Origin of the sequence: uncultured Campylobacter sp. (genome assembly GCF_938039205.1) — a bacterium.
GTDB lineage: Bacteria > Campylobacterota > Campylobacteria > Campylobacterales > Campylobacteraceae > Campylobacter_A.
This window is the reverse complement of record NZ_CALHVM010000018.1, coordinates 14,337-39,345: the sequence shown is the minus strand read 5'-3', so window position 1 is coordinate 39,345 and position 25,009 is coordinate 14,337. Positions and strand designations below refer to the sequence as shown.

Genomic DNA, 25,009 nt, shown 5'->3' with positions numbered 1-25,009 from the left:
ACTAAAATCCAATCTTTTAAATTTCAGTTTTCTTTAAAATCTTAAAGGTAGAATTAAATTTATTTTTTAAATTTAGGAGAAAGTATGGCGTATCAAGAGGAGTATTGGCAAAACTTTTATGAAAAAGCATGGGCGACAAGGGCTAAATTTATGGATGAGTGCCTAAAAAACGGACTCAATAGCTATCAAGCCGTAAAAATGCTAGAGAAAAAGGAGCGGCTACACGAGTTAAGTTTGGATAACGTTACAAACGAGATGGTTTGGGAGAAGCGAAAGCTTTTTAGTACGAATGTTTTAAGATTCGTCGAAATCCCGGTTGCTAGACTCACCACTAGACAAGGAGCTGAGCTAATCGTACCTTTTCACTCGTCGTTTAACTTCTATGATATGCTGATAGATATCATCGACGAGACGGGGCCATATGATAGTATCGTGGAGCTTGGCTGCGGATACGGTCGAAATTTGATTGAAATTTTTTATAGGGGCGGACCGACGGATGTGCGGTATTTTGGCGGAGAATTTACCCAAAGCGGCGTAGAAATCGCTAGCAAACTAGCCGCCGCAACGCCTAAAATGAATGCTAAGTTTTTCCATTTTAATCACCTAGAGCCTAGTCTTGAAGGGTTAGATTTGGGTAAAAAGGCCTTTGTTTTTACATGCCACTCTATCGAGCAGGTTAAGGAGATCCCGCCGCAATGGTTTGACGTAGTGGCAAATGCCGCCGACTTCGTGCGCTGCGCTCATTTAGAACCGTTTGGGTTTCAAATAGAAGGAGCAAACGACGCCGTTAGCGAAAGACAAAGAGGGTTTTTTAAAACTCAAGGTTGGAATATAAATTTTGCCGAGACCTTCTTTAACGCCGCCAGACGAAACGTTATCGCCATAGACGATGCGATCGCTGATATCGGACTCTCTCAAGATCCTATGAATCCGGGCTCAATAGCTTTTTGGCATACGAATAAATAGTCGGTCGTATAAATTTAGCTAAAGTAGCCACTTTTGCGGTTGCGTTTTTTGGCTATCGGCTTAGTAAATTTGCGTAAATGCAAATTTAAATCAAGCCGTGGCTAATAAAAATTTAGCTAAAATCACGCCGAATTTATGTTAAAAATAAGGAGAAAATATGCCTCTACTAGATAGTTTTTGCGTCGATCACGTGAGGATGAACGCGCCCGGCGTGCGTCTAGCAAAGACGATGAAAACGCCAAAAGGCGACGATATAAGCGTGTTTGATTTGCGTTTTTGCAAGCCAAACGAAGAAATCTTGCCCGAAAAAGGCATCCACACGCTAGAGCATCTGTTTGCAGGATTTATGCGATATCATTTAAACGGCAAGGGCGTTGAAATCATCGATATCTCGCCGATGGGCTGCAGGACGGGCTTTTACATGAGCGTGATCGGCGTGCCGAGCGAGGAGGCGGTCAAGGCCGCGTGGACGGCGTCGATGAAGGATATCCTGGGCGTAAAAAATCAAGAAGACATCCCCGAGCTTAACAAGTATCAGTGCGGCACGTACAAGATGCACTCGCTAGACGAAGCGCATGCGATCGCAAGTAAAATTTTAGAGCGCGGACTAGTCACGATAAACAACGAGCAAATCGCGCTAGACGTCGCTGCTATGGGGCTTAAAAAGCACTGATTGATCTTTAAATTTAGCCGCCGCTTGTGCGGCTTTTACTCTCGCGGCAAATTTGAGCAAATTTCAAATTTGGCTAGGTTTGCCGCTCTCATTCTTCAAATTTTACTATTTTAATATATAAAATCCGCTTCGTAATAAAATATAACGATGTAATTTTAAGCAGCAAATTTATAAAATTACATTAATAATTTTTCTTAAGGAAGTGCGATGAAAAGTTTTAAATTCGTTTTGGTCGCGGCCTGTGCGGCGGCGGTAAGCTTAAACGCCGAGGTTTTAACAAAGACGACCGATATATCGCTAGACGGTAAAAAAGTCGGCAAGATCGAGGTTTTAACGCCGGTTGAGGTCGTCTCTAAAGACGGTGCAAAGGCCAAAATCAAGCTAAAAGGCGCAGTTTCGGCAAACTATCTGGCTCAGATACAGCGAAGCGTCAAAAATGCCGAGATTTTCACGGTTTTTGATGCCCAAAGCGAGGCGAATTTTAAGAAAATAAAAGAGGTCGAGGATGACTACGGCGAGCTTTGGTATGAGGTCGAGGGCACGTACGAGGTCGCCGCGGACGCGCTAGGTAACGACGCAAACGCGCTATATAAACAAGCCCAGCAAAAGTACGAGGAGACCTGCTCTGCGTGTCACCGATTGCACGAGCCAAACAGCTTTACGGCGGCTCAGTGGCCGGCAAATTTACAGTCGATGATCGATACGAACTACGTCGCGCTGGAGGAGACGGAGCTAAATTTGATAGTAAAATACCTGCAGCATAACGCAAAAGATGCAGAATAGGGCTCTGCGCGGTTAGCGCCGAAATCAAATTCGCTCGTCGCTTAAAATGTGAAATTTAGCGACGCTCGTTCTTTAAATTTAGATTTTTGGGATTTTATACTTTCACGGCGGCAAATTTGACGCTACCGGCTTAAATTTGCCTGCATTTTGCTCGCTGCATAGCCACGTTATTAAGAAATGAGCGAGCATAATATACGGTTTTAAAAAGCAAATAAGGGAAAAAGTTGCCCGACCATGCAGATGTCACAAACATAGGCGTGCTTTGGGCGAGTATAGGGAGTGTATACTCTCACTCACGGCAGGGGCTTTGCTCCTGCAAAAAAGTAAAAAAGGGAGAATCCGATGAAAAGACGAGATTTCATCAAATTTTCGGCCTTGGCGGCTACGGCTGCGCAGGCTAGCAGGATAGAGGGCGTCAAACAGACGATTTTTGATAACAAAAAAGTGTTCGGCGCAAACAGATTCGGTCCGTTTTGGGCAAATTTGAATTCATCGCAGATCGTTTCTGTTAGCGATTTTGAGGGCGATAAATTTCCAAATACAATGAACTACAGCCTGCCTGATTCCGTGCAGAACGAAAACCGCGTGCTCTATCCGATGGTGCGCAAAAGCTACCTAAAAGCAAAAGGCGCGGCAAAGAGCGAACTGCGCGGCAAAGACGAATTTGTGCGCGTTAGCTGGGATACGGCGCTTGATCTAGCGGCTAAAGCCTTAAAAGAAAACTTCGATAAATACGGCGCCGAGGCGATATATGGCGAGTGCTACTGGTGGGGTGGCAGCGGTAAGGTCAGCTGGGGTCGTACGGTCGCGCACAGGATGCTAAAAGTGCTTGGCGGCTACGTGGAGGAAAGCGGCGACTACTCGACCGGAGCGGGTCTAGTCATTATGCCTCACGTGCTAGGCGGTAGCGCGGTTTACGACGCTCCGACGAAGTGGAAAGCCGTCGTCAAAAACGCTAAAAACGTGGTATTTTGGGGTACCGATCCTATCGTAACCAACCAAATCTCATCAGTCCCTCCGACTCACGACGGCTACGTAGGCATGCAGGAGCTCAAAAAAGCCGGCATCAAAACCTATAGCGTGAACGTCATGGTAAACGACACCGCACGCTACTACGGCAGCGAAAATATCATCGTGCGCCCAAATACCGATACCGCGCTCATCATCGGCATGTGCCATTATCTGTTTACGAACAACCTCTACGACGAGGAATTTATCAAAAAATATACGGTCGGATTTAATAAATTTAAAGACTACTTCCTCGGCACGCAGGATAAAGTCGTAAAAGATATCGAGTGGGCGAGCAAAATTTGCGGCGTACCTGCGGGCACGATAGCACAGTTTGCTACGCGCCTGGCTAAAGAGCCTACGACCGTGCTGATCGGCCGCGCGTTACAAAGAGCCGACCACGGCGAGCAGCCTTTCTGGGCGCTAGTGGTGCTAAACGCGATGCTAGGACACGTGGGTAAAGAGGGGCTTGGATTTGAGTTTAGCCTAGGATACGGCTCTGCGGGCGCTACGGACAAGATCGCTCCGGTGCTAAAAGGCCTAAGTACTCGCATCGACGAGAAATACGAAAACGTAGACGGTGCGCCGTGGAAAACGACTAAAAACATCACTATCCCGTCTTCTCGCAGCATCGAGGCGCTAGAGCATCCCGGCAAAGAGATCGACTACGACGGTACTAAGATCAAGCTACCGCACATGAGGGTCGCATACATGGCTTCAGGCTCGATGTTTACGCGCCATCAAGACGTAAATAACATCGTAAAACAGTGGCGTAAATTTGACACCGTTATCACCGCCGAGCCATACTGGACTAGCACCGCAAAATTTAGCGACATTGTGCTACCGGTAGCTATAGAGGTCGAGAGAAACGACATAAACCAAACGGGCTCTACGGGCGAATACATCGTGGCATATAAACCTGCGATAGAGCCGATGGGCGAGAGCAAGAGTGACTTTTGGATCTGCGAGCAAATCTGCAAACGCTGGGGCAGAGGCGAAGTATTTAGCGAGGGCAAGGACGAGCTAGGCTGGATGAAGGAATTTTACGCCGACGCGGCAGAGCAGGCTAAGGGGCTAAGTTTAACCATGCCTAGCTTTGAGGAATTTTACGAAAAAGGCTACGTGAGATTTGAAAAAGACAACACAGAAACCGAGCTATACACGCGCTTAGCGGCATTCCGCGAAAATCCGGCCAAAAACCGCCTAGGTACGCCGTCTGGCAAGATAGAGATCTACTCGCCAACGATAGCAAAGATGAACTACGCAGACTGCCCGCCGATGCCTACGTGGATCGAGCCAAAAGAGTGGCTAGGCAACGCGACGAAAAAATACCCGCTGCACGTCGTTAGCCCGCACTCTCGCTACCGCTTGCACAGCCAGCTAAACAACTCTATCATTAGAAATTTCGCCGAAGTTAGCGGTAGAGAGCCTGTGCTAATGAATCCAAAAGACGCCAAAGAGCGCGGCCTAGCTACGGGCGACGTCGCACGCGTATTTAACGACCGCGGCGAGATACTAGCTGGCGTACTAGTCACCGACATCGTGCCTGAGCACGTCGTAGCTATCTGCGAGGGCGCGTGGTACGACCCTGAAAAATGGGGCGAAAAGAGCCTCTGCCAACACGGCTGCGTAAACGTGCTAACCTTTGACAAAGGCACGTCCAAACTCGCGCAAAGCAACTCGGCTCACACTGTGCTAGCGCAGATTGAGAAATTTAAGGGGGAGATTAAACCTATAACGGCGTTTTCTAAACCTAAAATCTTACAAAGCATTTAATGCGTCGTCTCGCGGGCATCTTTGCTTGATCTCGTAAAATTTTCGCTCCGCAGGCTATATGCCTAGCGCACGCTCAAATTTTACTTCAAAACAAGCAAATCTGCTCCGCGATACTTCCGCTTGTCTTTTCGCTCTCAAATTTGCAATTTGTTGAATTTGGGCGTAAATTTTACGCGAACTAAAAACTCTGCTAAAATTCGCTCAAATTTAACCCAAAGGCCGCGCCGTGCAAATCCCCAATTTGATCCGAAATTTTATCCGCAAACGTATCGTTTCAGAGTGCATTTTACTGCCGTTTTTATATCCTGACGAGGGCGAGTTTGAGAGTTTTCAAGAGGGATATAGGCTCGCTAGCCGCAAAACGGGCGAGAAGCTAGCAGACGACGCACCAGGACAGTGGCGCAAGAGCTGGCGGGTCATCGCGCGTAACGGCATGGATGATCCGTTTTTTGTAGATTTTGCCCTGGGGGACGCTTTGTCCGTGTATTTTGCCTATCACGGCGCCGGCTTGTGGGAGCCGATAAAAGTCGCGGACGACATCGTTAAATTTGAGAAAATTTTAATCGCCCTCGCCGCGCTTGAGGCACCTTGCTCGCTTGAAGCGATCGCGCCGCTTACTGATTTAAACAACGAATTTTACCGCGAGCTGGCGGACGATTACGCGCGGAAAGATGAAGCGCGCAAGGAGCCGGGATATAAATATTTCAGCATTTTCATCGAGGACTTGCGTGCTGATAAGGTAAAAAAGCTTGTGTTTTTAAAGAAATTTTTTGAAGATGGGAGCTTTGCGGCGACTCAAGATAGGACGCAAAATTTGCCGCTTTGCGTATTTAACGGCATAGAGGAGCTGGCGCTGCCGTTGCAAGACAAGCTTGCCTCGCTCGGGGTTAAATTTAACGCGCAGGAGATATCTTTTAGCGAAAATTTATCGCGCGTCAAGGCTAATTTATCCAAATTTCGCTATCATACGCCGCATTTTTTAAAAAGGATAAACATGAAAAAATCACTGCTTTTCGTCGCGCTTTGCGCTTTTGCCGGACAGCTTGCGGCTGCTGAGATGCCTGCTGCTTGCGAGGAGTACAAAAAGGTTTCTTACGATTTCATCGATTCGATGGCAAAACAAGCCCAGGCTCAGGGTAAAAAGGACTTTGACGTCGCCGCGACGAAAAAAGAGTTTGAGGCCGACTACGCGAGCATAAAAAAGATGAGCAAAGAGGAACAAGAATCTACGTGCAACCAAGGCATAGCCGAGGTAAAAGAGCTTGAAAATATGCTAAAAATGATGGGATCGATAAAGTAAATTTAAGCGGCTTCAGCTTATTTATGCTCCCAAAATCCGCGTTTAAATATCAAATTTGAGCGCGGATTTTTAAATTTACTCAAATTTACAAAACCGTCACTCAGGCACGCAAATTTCGCTGCGCCGCATCGCTTTTACCGTGTAAAAGCCCACGATACCTATAAAAACGCATAGGATGGCAAAACCCGCCGCTCCCGCAAACAAGAAAAATTTGATCCCGTTAAACTCAAACGCTCGAAAAAACGCGATGCTAGCCGCAGCCGTAGGGAAGGTAAACGCCCACCACGAGAGGAAAAATTTAAGCCGCAAAAAGCTTTTAAACATAAAAAGGATGAGAAGCGCGAAAAATAGCGTGATGTAGAGCATGATCTTCGCCGTGACGTCAAAGCTGCCAGTGAGCTTGACGTAGTCCAAAAACGCCATCGCAGGCGGCGCGATCACGATAAAAAGCGTCGGGATAAATTTCTGCGGCATCTGATCGTGAAAGATGATGCGGTAAAACAAAACCGCAAAAAGCACCGGCCAAAAAAATATCCCGATCGCAAAGTAATACCACGCAAGCTCGCTCGCGGCGGGCGCTGCTAGCGGGACAAAGAGATTGCCCACGATCGGGATGAACCACGCGGGGTTTGAGTGCGCGATCTGGACGTTATTTTTGATCCAAAAAGACACGACGTGCAGCGTGATAAAGGTCTGAAACGCTACGCCCACGCAAAAAAGCGCGTCGTAAACTGGCGCGAAGTCCCGCCAGAGCGAGGCGACTAGCAGCGTGCCGATCGAAAAGGCGGCGAAAAAATTTACGCGCACCGGGTGGAAAAACTCCGCCTTGCAAGCTTGCGGGTATCTGATCAGCTTTGCCGCGTAACAAGCGCAGATGAGCGCGTACGCTAGGCTAGCCGCACCGCGTAAAATCTCAAAAACCGCGCCTGAGATATCAAAGATCAAATTTAGCCGCTCGTATGCGAGAGCCAGTCCGCCAAGCCCCATAACTACGGTGTAAAACATGATCGGAAAGTGCTGCAGCCAGCTTGGTTTTTCGTCCTGCGTTTTCATATTTTTCCTCGTTTTTTCTAAATTTTACCCCAATTTTAGCGCAATTTCGGTGAGTTAGTCACAAAATAAATCAATGCTTAAAATATTTTGTAGCTAAATTTTATCACCGGGCTTTTACGTAAAAGAAAATATAATTAAACAAAGCCGAAATTAATCAAGGAGCGCGTATGTCGGGAGACGAGCTAAAAGATACGATAAAGCAACGGTTTATGTCTAAATTTACGCTTAGTGCGCAGGATGAAGAGGCGGTGTTAAAAAGTGCGATGCTAAAAAGCTTTAAAAAAGGCGAGCGAATATACCCAAAAGATGGCTGCCTTGGCTACGCGATCATCATAAGCGGGCGTGCGCGCGGGCTGGTTAGCACGAGTAATTTTAAAGAGATCACCGTCTTTAACCTGCAAGACGGCGACAGCTGCATGCTGTGCGGCTTTTGTTCGCTAGGAGCGCTACAAGCGGAGATAAATTTGCAAATCGAAGATGATGTGCGGATGATTTTGATCCCAAGGGAGATATTTAAGAGGCTACGCGAAAACTATCCGCAGGTGGCAAATCACGCGCTAGAGCTCATGGCGACGCGCTTTAGCTCGGCGATAACGGCGATGGATCAGACGCTATTTTTACCGCTAGCTCGGAGAATAATAAATTTCCTCGAGCAAAACGGCGCGAAAAACGGGCTAAAGATCACGCACGAACAGATCGCAAACGACATCGCTAGCGCGCGAGAGGCGGTATCAAGAGCACTAAAAGAGATGCAGAAAAAGGGGCTCGTCGAGCTAAAACGCGGAGTCGTGACGTTAAGGTGACTTTGTTACATATTTAAATTTTAAAATGCGCTATGATTTGACAATAACTTCTAAAAGGAGCTTTTATGCAAAGCATCGACAGAAGAGGCGTCTTGAAAATTTTAGGCGCGGCGGGGCTAGCAGCGGCGGGAGTCGCAGGTGCTAGCAAGCTAAATGCGGGAGAAAATGCGGACATCCGCGCAAATATCCTAATAATCGGCGGCGGTCTAGGCGGCATCAGCCTAGCGGCGAAACTACGACGAGATATGCCAAACGCCGAACTAACTGTCCTTGATAAGGACGAGTACTTCTACTATCAGCCCGGCTTTACGCTCATCGCAGCCGGTCACTATCTGCCCGAAGACATAACCTACGAAAAATCAAATTTGATCCCAGACGGCGTAAAATGGATAAAGCAAAATGCTGCTTCCATCGATCCGGGGGCAAATTCCGTCAAGCTAGAGGACGGGTCAAATTTGAACTACGACTACCTCGTGATAGCTAGCGGAGTGGAGTATGAGTTTGAGAGCGTAAAAGGGCTTAGCGCCGACGATATCGGTAGCGACAACGTGACCTCTATCTACACGATCCCTGGCGCCGTTGCTATGTCTGGCATAATGAAAAAAGTCGGCAAAGAAGGCGGCAAGATAGTCTTTAGCGACAACAAAACACCGATGAAGTGTTCGGGCGCAAATAAAAAAGTAACGCTGCTAACCGAAGATATGGCGCGAAATTTAGGCAACAGAGACAAGCTTGATATCTCGATATACTCGGGCGCGCGGACGATATTTTCCGCTCCGGTTTATGCTAAAATGATAGAAGGAATGCTGGAGGAGCGAGACGTGAAGTATTTTACCTCGCATCAGCTGGTTGAGGTGGATAAAAGTGCCAATATAGCGGTATTTGAGCACGCTATGCCGTACCGCGAAAACGGCGAAAATAAACTCGCTAAAGAGCTAGTCGAAGTAAAATTTGACTACCTACACCTAGTGCCTCGCATGAAGGCTTCTAAAATATACGCCGATGCCGGGCTAAGCGTAGAAAAGGGCGATGTGGCGGGCAACTGGATTAGCCTCACGCGCGAGACGCTACAACACTCGAAATTTAAAAATATATTCGCTATCGGCGATGTTTGTGGATTTCCCGCCGGTAAAACAGGAGCTAGTATACGCAAGATGTATCCCGTGTTGGCGCAAAATTTAGCCGACGTCATAAAAGGACGCGAACCGAGTGCTAGATACGGCGGCTACACCGCCTGCCCGCTACTAACGAAATTTGGTAAGGCGGTGATGGTGGAGTTTAACTGGACGGGCAAGCCCGAGCCTACGATAGCGTGCATGGGCGCGACTCGCGAGAGCTACCTAAACTGGGCGATGAAGCTATATATGATGAAGCCGATGGTCATGCAAGGCATGATAAGAGGTCTAGCATAAAGGAGAGAAAATGCAAAACGTCGGAATTTTAGATAAAACTATCCGCCTAGTAATCGCTGCGGTTTGGATATACGCATTTGGGTTCGTCTGCGAGTGCTGGCTGTGGCTGGTCGGTCTCGTGCCGCTACTGACGGCTGTTTACGGTTATTGTCCTCTTTATAAATTTTTTGGTATAAATACGTGTAAAAAATGTAAAAACAAAGAGAGGAAAACGCAATGCTAAGTAATAAAACTAGGATAATAAGAGCTCTGATCGGTCTAGCGATAATGATCGCTGGAGTCGTATTTGGCAGCTGGTGGGGACTGGTCGGACTCGTGCCCTTTATCGTGGGCGTTACGGGATTTTGTCCAGCTTGTTACTTTTTAAACCGCTGTTCGCTAAAGCGCTAAATTTAGCCAAATTTACTCGCGCGGGTAAAATTTGACCTCCAAATTTTACCCCGTGCCCCATTTTTATATAAATGCAAATTTGAGCTTTATAAACCAATCTCTTTACGGCGCAAATTTAGCCGTCCGAACTTTCAAATTTAACTCCCGCTTACTCATTTTTAACGCGATATGCATCAAATTTAAGCTAAAATACGCCAAATTTTAAAAAGGATAAACGTGAACGATTTTAAAAGATTAAACGAGCTAGTAGCGGCCGGTAAAGATGAGCTAAACGCGATGTATAGGCAGCTGGATAACCCAAGCGAGATCGTGCAAAATATGCTAAAAATCGCGGGTTTTAAGGGGCAAAAGAGCGAAAAAGTCGCAGTTTTGCGCCGCATCGTCGATCTAAAGGTTGAGCCGCTAGAAAACGAGCTAAAAAAACAAAGGCGCGAGGAAGCCGAGATAGGGCGCATAAAAGACGAAGCTTTTGAGCTCGTGCGCGAGTTTTACGAGGCGCGCTTCGAAAAGCTGTTGGCGCGGGTAAAAGAGGAGAAAATTTTAGACGATTTCTACTCGGCGCTACTTAGCGGCATGCATGGCGCGGGACTAGCGATGAACGCGTGGCAAAGCGCGTGGGATAGGCAAATCCTGCAAACGACGAATAAAGAATTCGAAGCTAAATTTGCAAGCATGGCAGAGGCGATCAAATTTATAGGCGAAAACCGTCTGTATCAAAAAGACGGCGGCGAAAAGGGCGAGCGAAGCTATGGTGCGGTCATGAAAAACGGTGAAAAATACTCCTTTGCGCCGTATGCAGCGGCTTTTGAAAAAGAAGTAAAACGCGTGGCAGACGCGCTAGAGGAGCTAATCAAAAATCTAAAATCGCTAGCCGCAAACGACGAGCAAATAGCCTACGTAACGTACTTTGAAAAGCTAAAGGCGGCGTTTTGCGAGCGCGAAAACGACCGAACGATCCCCGCGTGGCAGGACGCCGAGCGCGCATGGATGGAGGTAAAAGGCCCGCTACAGCCAGGCCATCCGCTCGAGTATTACGAGGATGCCTACACGCATGCCGTCGCACTCGAGTGGGACGTGAGGCTAGCGGGAGCGAGCGACTTTGACGAGGAGAAATTTAAAGCTAACGTTATCCGCGCCTACGAGCAAATTTGCCGCGAGTGCGGGATAGAGGACGCTGCGCTAGCGCGCCAAGTCACGCAAAACGTCGCTAGAACGCAAACATATATCAGCGTGCCGATGATCTACTACGGTGCCGAGCTAAATGGGCTTTTCTCCGCGCAGGTCGTGCCAAACGACGAGACCGTGAGCAAGGAGCGTGGTAAAAAGATATTCGCCTTCGTCGAGCACGTTTACGAGAGCGCCAAGGCGCGGCCGTTTATGAAGCTTAGCGGGGAGATTTTCTCGCGCGAGTTTTTGGACTACGGGCGCGAAATTTTGTTTAAAAATCCGCAAATTTGGAAGAAAACCTACGAAATCTCCACGATCGGGCACGAGTTTGGGCATATACTTTTCGTCGGCACCGACACCGAAAAAGCGATGAACGCGGACGGCGAGTTTAAATTTATCGAGGAGTACAAGGCGACCACGGGCGGGCTGGTAAATTTCTTTATCGGCGGCGACGAGGACTACGAGATGAGCGTATTTCACGAGCTGATCGCACGCGCGGTCGGGCTCATCGCGTGGCGCGAGGTCGATGAGGTGCGCGCGTACTACTGCGAGGGGCTCATACATCTTAGCTTGCTTTTTGACTCGGGCGCGCTTAGCTTTGCGGGCGGCGCTTTAGTCGTCAAATTTGACCGCGAGCACTACGCTAAATTTAAAGAAATTTGCCTCGCAAACTACAAAAATTTGGCGCTTCACTACGCAAGGCGCGCTCCTGCAGGCGAGTTTTTGGCGAAATTTTGCGAGAAAGATGGCAAAAGCTACCTGCCTAAACACGCGCAGGCAAGGGCCTTTGTAGAGCACTACTACGCCCGCTACAAGGCTATCGGAAACGAGCTTGACGAGAGCGGCGAATGGGAAAAGTGGCAAGCGGGAGAGAAATAGAGCGCGCCTTTGCCGTCAAATTTGACATTGGCTTGCGGCTGATTGGGCTGTAAATTTACCTTTTGCGCAGCGAGACTCGCACCTTTTTGACGCTAAATTTGCGCTATAAAGTTGCGGATTTTACGTGCCAAATTTAACTCTGGCTTGACGCAAGATAGGCTAAATGCGGCTAATTGTCGCTAAATTTGCAAATTTTAAATAAAAATAGAAAGGATAAAAAATGGAAAAAACATTAGAAGGCATGGGCGAGCCGCGCATAAAACAAGTCGCCTTGCCAAAAGACACAAACTCGGCGGGCAATATATTTGGCGGCTGGATACTAAGCCAGATCGATCTTGCCGGCGCACAGGCCGCGCGGGAGCTGTCGCCCGAGCGCGTCGTGACGATCTCGATGCAAGAGATTATATTTAAGCAGCCCGTTTTCGTCGGCGACGTCGTGAGCTGCTACGCCAAAATCATCGCTGCGGGCAATACGTCTATAAAAACCAAGATCGAAGTCACGGCGCTGCGGCTAAATGCGGCGGGTTTTCGCGAGCGCATACACGTGACATCCGCGATCGCGACTTATGTGAGCGTGACAAAAGACGGCGCGAAAAAACCGATCGATCCGCAGCTGAAAAAGGCGCACGGATTTTGATCTGCTCATTTTGAGGGCTTAGAGCGAACCATCTCGCTAGGCTCTTTAACGCGTCAAATTTGACTCGGTTTTGCTGGCAACGGCTGGCCAAACGGGTCAAATTTGGCAGAATTTGCGCGGCTCGCTCGCGAAGCTAAATTTAGTTTCGTGGGGTCGGCGGTCAAATTTAGCTCGCCAAAACCCACGATAAATTTATCGCACTCCAAAAATAATTCAAAATAAATTTAACGCCAAAACGCTCGCGCTATCAAATTTAAGCTTACAAATTTTAACTGTCTTTTGCTCGCTTTACGCCTCACAAACGGATCAAATTTGATTAAGCGTTGAAGTAGAATTTTAAGTTACATTAATACAATTTCTAATCCTTATCTTAATAAGATCTCTCAACACGTCTTTATAAGTAACTAAAATGATACGCTAGAAAATGCGATTTTACAGCTATTACAGCTTTGTTTACAGATATAAAATATAAACTAAATCTTAAATTTGAAAACTGATTTATAAGATTAAGAGAATTTATTATCTTTTAAGGACAAATATGCGAATATTTCATATTTAATAAATATGCAAATTTTGCACATCGGGAAAGGAGAAAAAATGACAAAGACCGGCAAAGTCATATGTCCATACTGTGGCACGGGCTGTCAGGTCGAGCTTCACGTCGAAAACAACGTGATAAGAAGCGCGCTTGGAGTGCAGGATAACCCCGTAAATCAGGGAAATCTGTGCTTAAAGGGCTTTTACGGCTGGGACTACGTGGGGGCGCCCGACAGACTAACAAAACCGCTAATCCGCAAAAAAGACGGCGTATTTAGCAAAGACGGAGATCTCGAGGAGGCTAGCTGGGACGAAGCGCTCGATCTAGTCGTCGCAAAGATGAAAGAGGTCAAGGAAAAATACGGCCCTGACGCGCTAGTAGGCAACTACTCGGCTCGCTGTACGCTAGAGGACAACTACGTCGCGCAAAAGATAATGCGCGCCGTAATCGGGACGAACAACGTCGATCACTGCGCTAGAATTTGACACGCTCCGACTGTGGCAGGTCTTGCCAAAACAATCGGTAACGGAGCGGCGACAAACAGCTTTACGGAGATCGGACCTTATAGTAATTGTATATTGATGATCGGCTCAAACCCCGAAAACGGCCACCCGATCGCGGCGATGCACATACAGCGTGCGCTAAACCGCGGTGCTAAGCTCATCGTGATAGACCCGATAAAAACGGAATTTGCCAGCCGAGCGGACGTGCATTTGCAGCTAGCGCCCGAGCACAATATCGCGGTTATAAACTCTCTCATTTACGTTATTTTCGAGGAAAATTTGGTTAACTGGGACTTCGTAAACGAATGCACCAAAGGCGTAGAATACGTGCGCGAAGCGGTCAAGGACTACTCGCCTGAAGCCATCGCTAGCTACACCAACCTAAATCCTGAGGACGTGAGAAAAGCGGCTCGTATGTACGCGACTATCAGACCTGCGGTCATCACGCACGGTATGGGCGTTACGCACTTTAACCACGGCGTAGGCGCGGTTTGCGATATCTCAAATTTATTCCTTTTAACGGGAAATATCTGCGAGCTAGGTAGCGGAGACCTGCCGATACGCGGACAAGAAAACGTCCAAGGCTGCTGCGATATGGGCGTGTTGCCGAATATTTTCCCAAATTTAGGTTCGGTAACCGATCCTAAACAGCGCGAGTGGTTCGAGCAGGTTTGGCATTTAGAGCCGGGATCTTTAAACGGTAAAATCGGCATCCATAAAACCGAAGTACCAAACGCCATCCTTGACGGTAGAGTGCATTTTTTCTGGACGATGGGCGAAAACCCGGTTATGACCGATCCAAACACCAACCACTTCCTAAAAGCGATCTCTAAAGTAGATATGTACGTGGTTCAGGATATATTTTTAACCGAAACGTCGCGTAAAGCCGACGTCGTTTTGCCCGGCGTGGCAAGTAGCGAAAAAGAGGGCCTCTATGCCAACGCCGAGCGCCGCGTACAGCACAACGAACACGTCATCACGCCTCCAGGAGACGCCAGACAAGACTGGTGGATCATCTGCGAGATAGCGCGAAGGCTCGGAGCGACAGAGGGATTTAACTTTAACTCGCCTGAAGAAATTTGGGAAGAGGTACGCAAGTGCGATCCTAGAAGATACGGCGGCATGAGCTACTACCGCATCAAAAAGCACCACGGCTTGCACTGGCCGTGCCCTGATGAAAACGACATGGGCGGACAGAGCCTATATCTAGATAAAAAATTCTTTACGCCCGACGGCAAAGGTAAATTTATCCCTTGCTTGCACGTAAAGAGCGTCGCGGATATCGAGCCGGCAAAAGCCGAGTTTGCTAAACGCGTAAATTTACCGCCTGAGTACGAAGTGATGGCCGGTAGCGTGGACGAGCCGACCGACGCCGAGTATCCGATACAGCTGCTAACTACGCGTAAAGTCTATCAGTACGCCGGCGGCGTCATGACTAGACGATCAAAAGCTATCGAAGAGGGCGGCGACAGTATCGGACCAATCGCAGAGATGAATCCTGCGCTGGCCGAACGCTACGGCATCAAGCAAGGAGACTTTATTAAAGCGTGGAGTAGATACGGCTACATCGTCATCAAAGCAGACGTCACGGGCATCGTCCCGGACGGCGTCATACAGATGACCTACCACTACTGGGAGAGCTGCTGCAACGAGCTGACGAGCAACGGCTGGGACTTCATCAGTAAGACCCCGACCTTTAAGGCCGCCATCCAGATCCAAAGGATCGAGGAGGAGGAGTTTTTGCGTATTCGCGAGCTAAAACGTATCAAATTCCAAACCAACAAGGTCATCTACGACGACTATCACCACGAGTGATTTTTAGCCCCGTTCGCAAAACCGCGGGCGGGGCTTTTAAATTTGCCTTTCAAATTTGGCCTCAAATTTCGCTTCTTTCTTAAAATTTGAAAAATATATCTTATTTTAATATGCAATTTTGTAATATTATAAATTTATATCTCACAAGGAGCAAAAGATGAAAAAATTTCTCACGACGCTGCTTTTAAGCGCTATCGTCGCGCTAGGAGCCGAGGTTAAAACCGTCACCGACATGACCGGCAATGAGGTCAAAATCCCGGCCCAAACGCAAAAGATAGCCGCGCTTTGGCATGCAAATAACCAAGTGATCTTGGTACTAGGCGGCGCGGATAAGATCGTAACCACGACAGATCTTATCAAGAAAAATAAGTGGTTCGCCGCTATTTACCCGCGCATCGCAGATGTACCGGCCGCGCTAAACGGCAACGACATCCAGATCGAGGAGCTCGTTAAACTAGCGCCGGACGTAGTCGTCGTATCAAATAAAAATTTCCAAGAAAATCTTACTAAAAACGGATTTAACGCGGTAAACGCGATATTTCGCGACTACGACGATATGAAAAAAAGCGTGCTGCTAACGGCTGAGCTAATCGGCGGCGACGCAGCTAGCAAGGCAAAAGAGCTAAACGAAAACCTAGATGCTAATATCGCGCTAGTCACCGAGCGCACGAACAAACTAGACGACGCTGCGCGCCCTAAAGTACTACACATCGTAGGCGGCGCAAACCTGCTAAAAATCGACGGCACCAAAACGATCATCGACACGTGGGTAAAATACGCGGGCGGTAAAAACGCGGTGCAAAAAGAGGGCAGCATGATAGAAATCACGGCCGAAGAGATCGTGGCGGCAGACCCTGATATCATCATCGTTGGCGGCGCGGATAACCAAAAAGCGGTTGAGAAAATCTACGCTGATCCCGTATTTGCAGGGCTAAAAGCGGTCAAAAACAAAAAAGTCTACGGCAACCCAAAAGGCGTGTTTAGCTGGGATAGATACGGCGCGGAGTCGGCTCTGCAAATTTTGTGGGCGGCTACTATCGTGCAGCCGGAGCTCTTTAAAGACGTCGACGTAAAAGCCAAAACTAAGGTGTTTTATAAGAAATTTATGAACTACGACCTTAGCGATGCGGAGTTTGACTACATCCTAAAAGGGCTAAACCCAGACGGCAGCAAATAATCAAATTTGAGCTCGTTTGCGGGTAAATCTCGTAAAATCAAAAGGAAACAAAGATGAAAAAAAGGGCACTTGTTTTGAGCGCGGCGGCTTGCCTGTGCGTAGCACTTAGCGCGCAGGCGGCGGATCTGAAATTTGACCCGGATAAATTTGAAACGCGCTCTATAAAATCTGGCGAAAAAGAGGTCAAATTTAGAGCCTACGAGGGGATAGTTTACGTAGCAAACCCCGTTGATAGCCGGTTTCAGATGCTAAATTTTTACGTTCCGTCGCAGTATTTTGAGGATGGCAAAAGCGATACGGGCAAATTTGACGCATCAAGCGCGCCGATATTTTTGCCAAACTCCATCGGCGGATATATGCCTGGCAAGCCTTTTACGCCCGCGCTTGATAAAAACGGCAAGCCAAACGCGGTGCTAGCGGCGCTTGAGCGCGGTTACGTCGTCGCAGCGCCGGGAGCTAGAGGCAGGACGCTCAAGGACGCAAACGGCAAATTTAGTGGCAAAGCGCCCGCCGCCATCGTCGATCTAAAGGCCGCCGTGCGGTATCTTAAATTTAACGACGCGGCGATGGCCGGCGACGCGAACAAAATCGTATCAAACGGCACGAGCGCGGGCGGAGCGATGTCGGCGCTGCTTGGCGTCTCGGCAAACGCGAGCGAGTTTGAGCCCTATCTAGCCGCACTCGGAGCCGCAAAGGCTAGCGACGAGATCTACGCCGTCTCCGCCTACTGCCCGGTTACGAACCTAGAAAACGCCGACGCGGCCTACGAGTGGATGTTCGGCGCTCAGACGAAATACGAGAAAATGGATTTTAGCGCGTTTGATGCGGCTGGATTTAACGACCGAAGCGGTAAACCAAAAACCGTCTCAGGTGAGCTAACCGCAGAGCAAAAAGAGCTCTCCGCCGCACTAAAATCGGCCTTCCCCGCCTACGTAAATTCGCTAAATTTAAAAGACGCTAAAGGCCGCGCGCTCACGCTTGAGCCTAGCGGCGAGGGAAGCTTTAAAGAGTATGTCAAAAAGACGCTCGCAGACTCTTTCGCGGCTGCAAAAAGTCGGGAGAAAAGCCTGCTAAAGCCCGAGTTTTTCACGCTTGAGACGCAGGGCTGCACGCTCGGCTATGATTTTAAATTTGACGACTATGTCCTATCCATGTCGCGCGCGAAAGCCGTGCCGGCTTTTGACGGGCTAAGGCTCGAAAATCCCGAAAACGACTTTTTCGGCGATGCAGACACTGTGGCAAAGCACTTTACAGAATTTAGCGCCAAACGCGGCGGAGGCGAGATCGCAGACGCTAAAATCATAAAAATGGCAAATGTGATGAACTATCTAGGTAACGCAAACGCGGCCAAATTTTACCGCATCAGGCACGGTGCGGCGGACTCCGACACGGCTCTAGCCGTCCCGCTTATCTTGGCGCTGGGGTTACAAAATGCGGGCAAGACGGTTGATTTCGCTGCTCCTTGGGGGCAAGGTCACGGCGGCGACTACGATCCGGACGAGCTTTTTAGGTGGATAGATCGCGTCGTAAAATAGCTGAAATTTAACGCTGTGGAAGCTTGCGGTCAAATTTGGTGCAGCAGCGCGCCGAGTCAAATTTGGCAAAGCGGCGGTAATTTGCGGAAGCGTCAAATTTAAATTTGATAGCGCATCGCTAGGCTCAAATTTAACCGAAAGCGACAAGCCATTTGGCGGTTAGGGCGGATTCTCGGTCGCAGGTTGCGAGCCGAGCTTTCGACGGCTAAAGCGGTGACGCAAACGCAAGATAAAGGCTTAGGCGGCTCGAGATCCGCAATAAGTAAAGATAAAAAGAATTAGCAAAGCTCCGCCGCAACGGACGAATATACCGCAAAGGCCGTCAAAGCGAGCTAAAACGGCAAATTTGACTCTTGAGGCGAGCAATTTTTCACGCGGCGCTGCCGCGGACGCAGATTTTATTTTAGGAGAAAGATGAAAAATATTAGTTTTAAATTTACGCTGATTTTGCTAGCCGTGCTGACCGTAGTTTGCGGCGTAGTCGCGCTTGGCGTCGGCAGGTTTTACGTGGCGCCGGGCGACGTACTTAGCGTGATCGGTAGCTTTTTTGGAGTGCCGACGGACGCTGCGGCAAATATCCAAAACGTCGTCGAAAACATCCGCATACCGCGCATCATCGCAGCCGTCCTCGTCGGTGCCGCGCTTAGTATCAGCGGAGCGGCGTATCAGGGCGTCTTTCGCAACCAGCTAGTTAGCCCCGATCTACTGGGCGTTTCGGCCGGAGCTTGCGTCGGTGCCGCGCTTGCGATTATGTTTGATTTATCGCTTTTTTGGGTGCAGGCGTTAGCCTTCGTCTGCGGGCTAGCGGCCGTGGGCATGACGCTATCCATACCGCGTCTGATGGGGCGCTCTAGCACGCTGATGCTGGTGCTCTCAGGCATCATCGTTAGCGGCCTCATGGCTTCCGTTATCGGCTTTTTAAAATACGTCGCCGACCCCGAAACTAAGCTACCCGACATCGTCTACTGGCAGCTAGGTAGCCTAGCCAAGATCGACGCGGATAATCTTAAATTTATCGCACCCGTGATGGTAGCCTGCGCAGTGCTTTTGGTGGCGATGAGCTGGAGGATAAACCTGCTATCTCTGGGTGACGAGAGCGCGGCAAGACTAGGCGTAAACGTAACGCTAGAGCGCGGCGTCATCATCGTCTGCGCTACGCTACTAACGGCGTGTAGCGTGTGCGTGAGCGGTATCGTGGCGTGGGTGGGGCTGCTGATGCCGCACCTGGCGCGTATGCTGGTTGGCGCAAATAACGTCCGCAGCCTGCCTGCTAGCATATTTATGGGCGCGATATTTTTGCTATTTGTCGATACACTAGCGCGCACGATCAGCGTGAGCGAGGTGCCTCTGGGCGTACTTACGGGCTTTATCGGCACGATATTTTTCGTCTGGGTACTCTGGCGAAACAAAAAGGTCGCGTGATGTTAGAAGTAAAAAATCTAAATTTCGCCTATCCAAACGGCGCTGGTAGGCTAGAAAACGTAAATTTACGCGTCGGCAAAGGCGAAATCCTAACGATACTAGGGCGAAACGGTGCGGGCAAATCTACCATGCTAAGCCTAATCAGCGGCACGCAGACGCCGCACTCGGGCGAAGTTTGGCTGGGCGGTAAAAATAGCGCGGAGCTTAGCAACAAAGAGCGCGCCAAAATCATGGCCTACGTCGCTCAGAGCGAGATCTGCGAGTACGACTACACGGGGCTTGAGTTTATCACGATGGGGCGAGCGGCGCATCTGGGCATCTTTGCGCGGCCTAGCGAGGAGGACACGGCGATCGCGAAGGAATTTACCGCAAAGCTTGAAATCACACACCTTGAGGATAAATTTATCACTCAGATGAGCGGCGGACAAAAGCAGATGTGTTCGATCGCGCGCGCGATGGCGGCAAAGCCCGAGATTATCGTGTTTGACGAGCCGACCTCGGCGCTAGACTTTGGCAATCAGTACAAATTCCTGCGCACCGTTAAGCAGTTAAAAGAGCAAGGCTACACCATCGTGCTAACGACTCACAATCCCGATTTTGCCGTGCTTCTAGGCGGCTACGTGGCGTTAGTTAAAGGCGGGGGCGAGGTGGCTTTCGGCACGGTGGATGAAATCATAGAAAGCGAGCATTTAAGCAAGCTTTACGGGCTAAATTTGAGCGTAGAGTACATCGAGCAAGTAACTAGAAAGTGCTGCCTGACGCATCCGCTGTGAGCGCTAGATACTAGCAAGCAGCGGCGTAAATTTGTGCTATGCGAAATCAAAAAGGCGCAAGCGAGAACGCACGGCAGCGGGGCGGGTAAATTTATGCGCCTTGGGTATGAGGCTTGCGTGTCCGCCTTGTAAATTTGACGGCTTTGGCTCGCCTCGTCGTTTGGTAAAATTTGCTCTCAAATTTAGCTTAAATTTGAGGCTTATAAAATTTGGCCGCGCCTTGGCTCGTTTCGATCGGCGCGGCTCTATAAATTTGACGGCTTCGGGTTTGCACCGCCGGTAAATTCGGCGTTAAATTTAAAGCTAGCAAATTTAGGCGGTTTTTGGCTTTATTGCCCGCATTTTGCACGCTGGGGCGGTTAAAATTTGCTTCGTTAAAGCGGTCTTGCTAAAGCGAAGCAAAATCCCTCCAAAAAGGCTCGTTTGCAAAAGCGTAGCAAAAACGAGCCCCAAAGCCAAATTTACACATACCCCTGATCTATCATCGCGTCGGCTACCTTGCGAAAGCCCGCGATATTTGAGCCAAGTACCAGATTTCCCTCGTCGCCAAACTCCTTGCTCGTCTCGTAGCTAAGCTCAAAGATGTGATTCATGATGCCGTGCAGCCTGCGGTCAACTTCCTCAAAGCTCCATGAGCTCATGCCGGCGTTTTGCATCATCTCTAGGCCCGACGTGCCCACGCCGCCTGCGTTTGCCGCTTTTGCAGGAGCGAAGTAAAAATCCTTTTGCGCGAGCATGAAATTTATCGCATCAAGCGTGCTTGGCATGTTCGCTCCCTCAGCCACGAAGCGACAGCCGTTAGCGTAGAGCGTCTTTATGTCGGCTAGGTGAAGCTCGTTTTGCGTCGCGCACGGAAACGCTCCGTCGCACGGCACGTCCCACACGCCGTTTCTACCCTCTTTGTATTCGCTCACGCTTACGTATTTTGCGTTCGGTCTAAATTTGACGTATTCGCTAAGGCGCGCGCGTCTTGCTTCTTTTAGCTCTTTAAGCACGGCTAGATCGATACCCTCTGCGTCGTAAACGTATCCGTTTGAATCAGAAACCGTGATAGGCAGCGCGCCTACTTGATAGAGCTTTTCTACTGTGTAGATGGCGACGTTTCCGCTACCGCTTATGCTGCACTTTTTGCCCTCTAGCCCAAGGCCCGCTCTTTTGAGCATATTTTGCGTAAAATAAACCAGTCCGTATCCGGTCGCCTCCGTGCGCGCTAGGCTGCCGCCCCAGTTTAGGCCTTTGCCCGTTAGTATGCCGTCAAACCTGCCCGTGAGCTTTTTATACTGCCCAAACATATAGCCGATCTCGCGCGCGCCCACGCCGATGTCGCCTGCGGGCACGTCTACGGTGTTGCCGATGTGGCGGTAAAGCTCGGTCATAAACGCTTGGCAAAAGCGCATTATCTCGCCCTCGCTCTTGCCTTTTGGATCAAAGGTGCTACCGCCTTTTGCGCCGCCAATATTTACGCCTGTTAGTGAGTTTTTAAAAATTTGCTCAAACCCTAAAAATTTTAGCACGCCAAGATCCACGCTAGGATGGAGTCTGATGCCGCCTTTATAGGGGCCCACGGCTGAGTTAAACTGCACGCGGTAGCCATTATTTACCTGCGGTCTGCCGTCGTCATCCGTGTAGGTGACGCGAAATATCACCGTGCGCTCGGGTATCACGATACGCTCTAGGATCGCGTGTTTTTGGTACTTACTCTCTTTTTTTATAAGCGGCTCAAGGCTGTTTAGCACCTCGGTCGCAGCCTGTACGAACACGCCTTGGCCCGGATTGGTTCTTTTTATCCACTCCATCGTTTTTTCGATGTACTCGCTCATCTTCACTCCTATTCGTTAAATTTTAGTAGTTGAATATTAACTCTCCTAGAAAAAATTTTTATTTAAATTTATTTTTATATTTTTATTTTAGGCGATAAGTGTTACGTATCGAAACTAAATTTATTAAACATAACTTTTTAGTAAATTTATCGTGACATTATTTTGCGCTTTAGCGTTAATTTTGATCGTCTCGGATACGGTTATGTTAAATTTAGGAGCTTGAAATTTACGGCTGCGCGATTTTGCGTATTTGGATGAGTTTTAGTTAAATTTGAAATTTATCGGTAAATTTGCGGTCGGTTTCGTTAAATTTGTCAGCTTAAATTTTATTCGGTCAAATTTTTAGCAAATTTGAGTGGGTTAAATTCGCTAAAAACGAGTCAGAACGTAAATTTTAGCCCAAAGCGGGCTAAAATTTGATTACATATCCTCTTTGATTTCGTCGTTGCTACGAACGACTAAGCCCGAGCCGTGGATGACGCTAGGGATGCATGCCGTGCAGATATCGACCTCTTCGCCGTTTTTGTGGGCGCGGATAAATACGGCGTTTTCGTTTTCCGTGCTTTTTTGTCCGCAGACGTTGCAAACTACGATATTTTCAGTTCTCATTTGTTTTCCTTTTTAAAAATTTCGGCTTATTTTATTTAGTTTTTCGCTGATTTGAAATGATTTACGTCAAGCGCGAAGTCTCGCGTAAAAAGAAAAAATGCGAAAAGTAAATAACGAAAAAAACCTGCAAGAAAAGCCCGAAAATAGGCACCAAACAAAGCAGATAAAAGCACAGTGCGGCGGCTCTAAATTTATATCCGCCGTAGTCCAGCAAGTAAAGCTCGAATTTGTGCCGCGAGAGAGCATTTGGCGCGACGTCGATGAAAAGCAGCGAATAATAAAGATAAAAAAACGCCGGGTGTAGGGCGAGGAAATTTAGCGCGGGCACTGCTAAAATCGGCACGCAAATAAGCGCGATCAGGAAAAATTTGAGCAAAATTTGACCCATGAGAGCCGTTTGGCGAGTTAGGCTGACGTTTGCTAGTTGCGCCTCGTCCACGCGGTAGTGCCTGCGGTTTATCTCGCGCGCGATCGTCGGAGTGAGAAAGCCCGCAACCGCGAGCGCGCAAAAAACCGAAAGCATCACGACTAGATATGCGCCGACGGCGTAAAATATCGCGCCGATGAGCCATTTTGCGATGCCTAGGCTAAGGATTTTAGCCACCATCGGATATTCGGCCAGCGCACCTGCCTCGCTGGATACGGCCGCGTTTAGCGCCTCGTATAGCTCGCGGCCGCCAAACATCGCGATCGCTGCGATAATAAGCGCGGAAAAAACGAGCGGCAGGATAGAAAGTGCGATAAATTTGGGCGTGAAAAGGTCCTTTATCGAAAGGCGTAAAATATCAGCGAACAATGAATCTCCATATTATTTAAATTTATGCCGTTTGCCGCAAAAGGGGCGTTTGGGCGCGGCGGCTTTTAAAATTTGACGCGCATTTTTTGCCGGCAAAAGCGGCGCGACAAATGATTTTAATGGCGCGCAAATTTAACGCAAGCATAGACTTCGCGGCCAAATTTGACCGATTTAAAATAGGCTGCAAATTTAGCTAAATTTATCAAATTTGAGCCGCTTTTTACTCGTTTGGACTATCGGCGCGAGAGCTTGCAAACAGCACAAATTTTACCGATTAAAGGGCGGTGTTTTAACTAGCAGAAAAAACCGCGCTCAAATTAAACGCCCGCCCGCAATTGTCGCTTAAAGTGCTAAATTTAGCCTCGCCGGGCGTCAAGCTAAACCGCAAAAACTTCGCGGCTAGGCTTTGGCTAAATTTATCAAAATTTAGCAAGTCGCGCCGCAAATTTTATTTTACCGCCTTATACTCGGCCTCTAGCGCGGCGTAGATCTCGTCCACGCTTTTTAGTCCGCGAGCCAAAATCTCGTTCATCACGGCGTTATCCTCCTTGCCGTTCCAGACTTTTTTATACGCGCCCTCTTTGTAGCCGTGGTCTTGGCGGAAGCGATTTAGGACGTTTTTACCGACGTAGCACTCGTAAAGCGAGCTTAAATTTACTCCGCATTTTAGGCTCATCGTGAAGTAAATTTTAAGCAGATCAAAGAGCGAATACTCAAAGCCCGAGCACTTATTTATGAGCATTTCGACGTCGTTTATGATCTCGTAGATGTTTTCATCAGCGACGTTAAACGGCTCGCGGCAAAACGCCTCAAAGCCGCTGCTAGCGCAGATATCGCTTGAGAGCTTTGCGATATTGCCGAGGTTATTTAGCTTATACTGCTCGAGCATCAAACTCATCAAAAAGTGCCAGATATCCACGACCTCGACGCGCAGATTGTCTTCATTTGTCGGCGCGTTTATGCTTTTCCAGTGTTTCCAGGCAAAGCTATCTATGAGCTCGGCGCACTCCATATATATGCAGCGTTTCCAGCTGATGAGTTTGCCATTTTTGTTTACGCCGTTTTCCCAGCCGATGCCGTTGGTATCGTCGTTTAGGCTCTGCTGGAGATTTAGCATTTGGGTGATTTTTTCATTCGCGTTCATAAATTTTCCTATTTTTAAAATTTATGAATT

Annotated in this window: 21 protein-coding genes; 16 read left to right on the top strand and 5 right to left on the bottom strand. The window is 48.5% G+C overall.

The features are described 5' to 3' along the window. Positions 1 to 84 precede the first annotated feature (84 nt). From Q0394_RS02410 to Q0394_RS02390, 5 genes are all read left to right on the top strand, one after another. Complete coding sequence (locus Q0394_RS02410; protein ID WP_298945405.1) at positions 85 to 966, top strand: class I SAM-dependent methyltransferase; 882 nt, start codon at positions 85 to 87, stop codon at positions 964 to 966. 157 nt (positions 967 to 1,123) lie between these two features. Continuing rightward, positions 1,124 to 1,639: an S-ribosylhomocysteine lyase gene (luxS, locus tag Q0394_RS02405; RefSeq protein ID WP_298945404.1), complete on the top strand. Its 516-nt coding sequence runs from the start codon at positions 1,124 to 1,126 to the stop codon at positions 1,637 to 1,639. A gap of 207 nt (positions 1,640 to 1,846) precedes the next feature. After that, positions 1,847 to 2,422, top strand: a complete 576-nt coding sequence (locus tag Q0394_RS02400) for a hypothetical protein (RefSeq protein ID WP_298945403.1) — start codon at positions 1,847 to 1,849, stop codon at positions 2,420 to 2,422. A 342-nt stretch (positions 2,423 to 2,764) separates the two neighbouring features. Continuing rightward, on the top strand, positions 2,765 to 5,206 hold the full coding sequence (locus Q0394_RS02395; protein WP_298945402.1) for a molybdopterin-dependent oxidoreductase: 2,442 nt from the start codon (positions 2,765 to 2,767) through the stop codon (positions 5,204 to 5,206). A gap of 226 nt (positions 5,207 to 5,432) precedes the next feature. Further along, complete coding sequence (locus tag Q0394_RS02390) at positions 5,433 to 6,506, top strand: hypothetical protein (protein WP_298945401.1); 1,074 nt, start codon at positions 5,433 to 5,435, stop codon at positions 6,504 to 6,506. A 96-nt stretch (positions 6,507 to 6,602) separates the two neighbouring features. On the opposite strand, the gene Q0394_RS02385 is transcribed toward Q0394_RS02390, so the two are convergent. Then, positions 6,603 to 7,559, bottom strand: coding sequence for an SLAC1 anion channel family protein (locus Q0394_RS02385; protein WP_298945400.1), 957 nt, complete (start codon positions 7,557 to 7,559; stop codon positions 6,603 to 6,605). Positions 7,560 to 7,726: 167 nt separating this feature from the next. Between Q0394_RS02385 and Q0394_RS02380 the strand changes: the two genes are divergently transcribed. From Q0394_RS02380 to Q0394_RS02330, 11 genes are all read left to right on the top strand, one after another. Further along, positions 7,727 to 8,362 (top strand): Crp/Fnr family transcriptional regulator, encoded by a 636-nt coding sequence (locus Q0394_RS02380; protein WP_298792664.1) that lies wholly within the window; start codon positions 7,727 to 7,729, stop codon positions 8,360 to 8,362. A gap of 65 nt (positions 8,363 to 8,427) precedes the next feature. After that, entirely contained in the window at positions 8,428 to 9,774 is a 1,347-nt protein-coding gene (locus tag Q0394_RS02375) for an FAD/NAD(P)-binding oxidoreductase (protein ID WP_298945399.1), read from the top strand. 10 nt (positions 9,775 to 9,784) lie between these two features. Beyond that, a complete protein-coding gene (locus Q0394_RS02370; protein ID WP_002949192.1) occupies positions 9,785 to 9,997 on the top strand; it encodes a DUF2892 domain-containing protein in 213 nt (70 codons plus the stop codon). Beyond that, positions 9,991 to 10,164, top strand: a complete 174-nt coding sequence (locus tag Q0394_RS02365) for a DUF2892 domain-containing protein (RefSeq protein ID WP_298945398.1) — start codon at positions 9,991 to 9,993, stop codon at positions 10,162 to 10,164. The genes Q0394_RS02370 and Q0394_RS02365 overlap by 7 nt, the downstream gene beginning before the upstream one ends. A gap of 216 nt (positions 10,165 to 10,380) precedes the next feature. Further along, positions 10,381 to 12,210: an invasion protein CiaB gene (gene ciaB, locus Q0394_RS02360; RefSeq protein ID WP_298945397.1), complete on the top strand. Its 1,830-nt coding sequence runs from the start codon at positions 10,381 to 10,383 to the stop codon at positions 12,208 to 12,210. 220 nt (positions 12,211 to 12,430) lie between these two features. Further along, positions 12,431 to 12,847 carry an acyl-CoA thioesterase gene (locus Q0394_RS02355; RefSeq protein ID WP_298945396.1) on the top strand — a complete coding sequence of 139 codons (417 nt, stop codon included), beginning with the start codon at positions 12,431 to 12,433 and terminating at the stop codon, positions 12,845 to 12,847. Positions 12,848 to 13,444: 597 nt separating this feature from the next. Continuing rightward, a complete protein-coding gene (locus tag Q0394_RS02350) occupies positions 13,445 to 15,703 on the top strand; it encodes a molybdopterin-dependent oxidoreductase (protein ID WP_298945395.1) in 2,259 nt (752 codons plus the stop codon). Between the two features lie 157 nt (positions 15,704 to 15,860). Beyond that, positions 15,861 to 16,880: an ABC transporter substrate-binding protein gene (locus tag Q0394_RS02345; RefSeq protein ID WP_298945394.1), complete on the top strand. Its 1,020-nt coding sequence runs from the start codon at positions 15,861 to 15,863 to the stop codon at positions 16,878 to 16,880. Between the two features lie 53 nt (positions 16,881 to 16,933). Beyond that, positions 16,934 to 18,415 (top strand): subtype B tannase, encoded by a 1,482-nt coding sequence (locus Q0394_RS02340; RefSeq protein ID WP_298945393.1) that lies wholly within the window; start codon positions 16,934 to 16,936, stop codon positions 18,413 to 18,415. Positions 18,416 to 18,829: 414 nt separating this feature from the next. Further along, positions 18,830 to 19,837 (top strand): iron ABC transporter permease, encoded by a 1,008-nt coding sequence (locus Q0394_RS02335; RefSeq protein ID WP_298945392.1) that lies wholly within the window; start codon positions 18,830 to 18,832, stop codon positions 19,835 to 19,837. Beyond that, positions 19,837 to 20,610, top strand: a complete 774-nt coding sequence (locus Q0394_RS02330) for an ABC transporter ATP-binding protein (RefSeq protein WP_298945391.1) — start codon at positions 19,837 to 19,839, stop codon at positions 20,608 to 20,610. The genes Q0394_RS02335 and Q0394_RS02330 overlap by 1 nt, the downstream gene beginning before the upstream one ends. 461 nt (positions 20,611 to 21,071) lie before the next feature. Here the strand turns inward: Q0394_RS02330 and gdhA are convergent, their stop codons facing one another. The 4 genes from gdhA to Q0394_RS02310 all read right to left on the bottom strand — a co-directional run bounded on the left by gdhA (position 21,072) and on the right by Q0394_RS02310 (position 24,979). Continuing rightward, the gene (gdhA, locus tag Q0394_RS02325; protein ID WP_298945389.1) at positions 21,072 to 22,430 is read right to left on the bottom strand and encodes an NADP-specific glutamate dehydrogenase; all 1,359 of its coding nucleotides are present in this window, start codon (positions 22,428 to 22,430) and stop codon (positions 21,072 to 21,074) included. Between the two features lie 420 nt (positions 22,431 to 22,850). Further along, on the bottom strand, positions 22,851 to 23,039 hold the full coding sequence (locus tag Q0394_RS02320; RefSeq protein WP_002949209.1) for a hypothetical protein: 189 nt from the start codon (positions 23,037 to 23,039) through the stop codon (positions 22,851 to 22,853). Positions 23,040 to 23,100: 61 nt separating this feature from the next. Further along, entirely contained in the window at positions 23,101 to 23,835 is a 735-nt protein-coding gene (locus Q0394_RS02315) for an EI24 domain-containing protein (protein ID WP_298945388.1), read from the bottom strand. Positions 23,836 to 24,283: 448 nt separating this feature from the next. Continuing rightward, complete coding sequence (locus Q0394_RS02310) at positions 24,284 to 24,979, bottom strand: dUTP diphosphatase (RefSeq protein WP_298945387.1); 696 nt, start codon at positions 24,977 to 24,979, stop codon at positions 24,284 to 24,286. Positions 24,980 to 25,009: the final 30 nt, after the last annotated feature.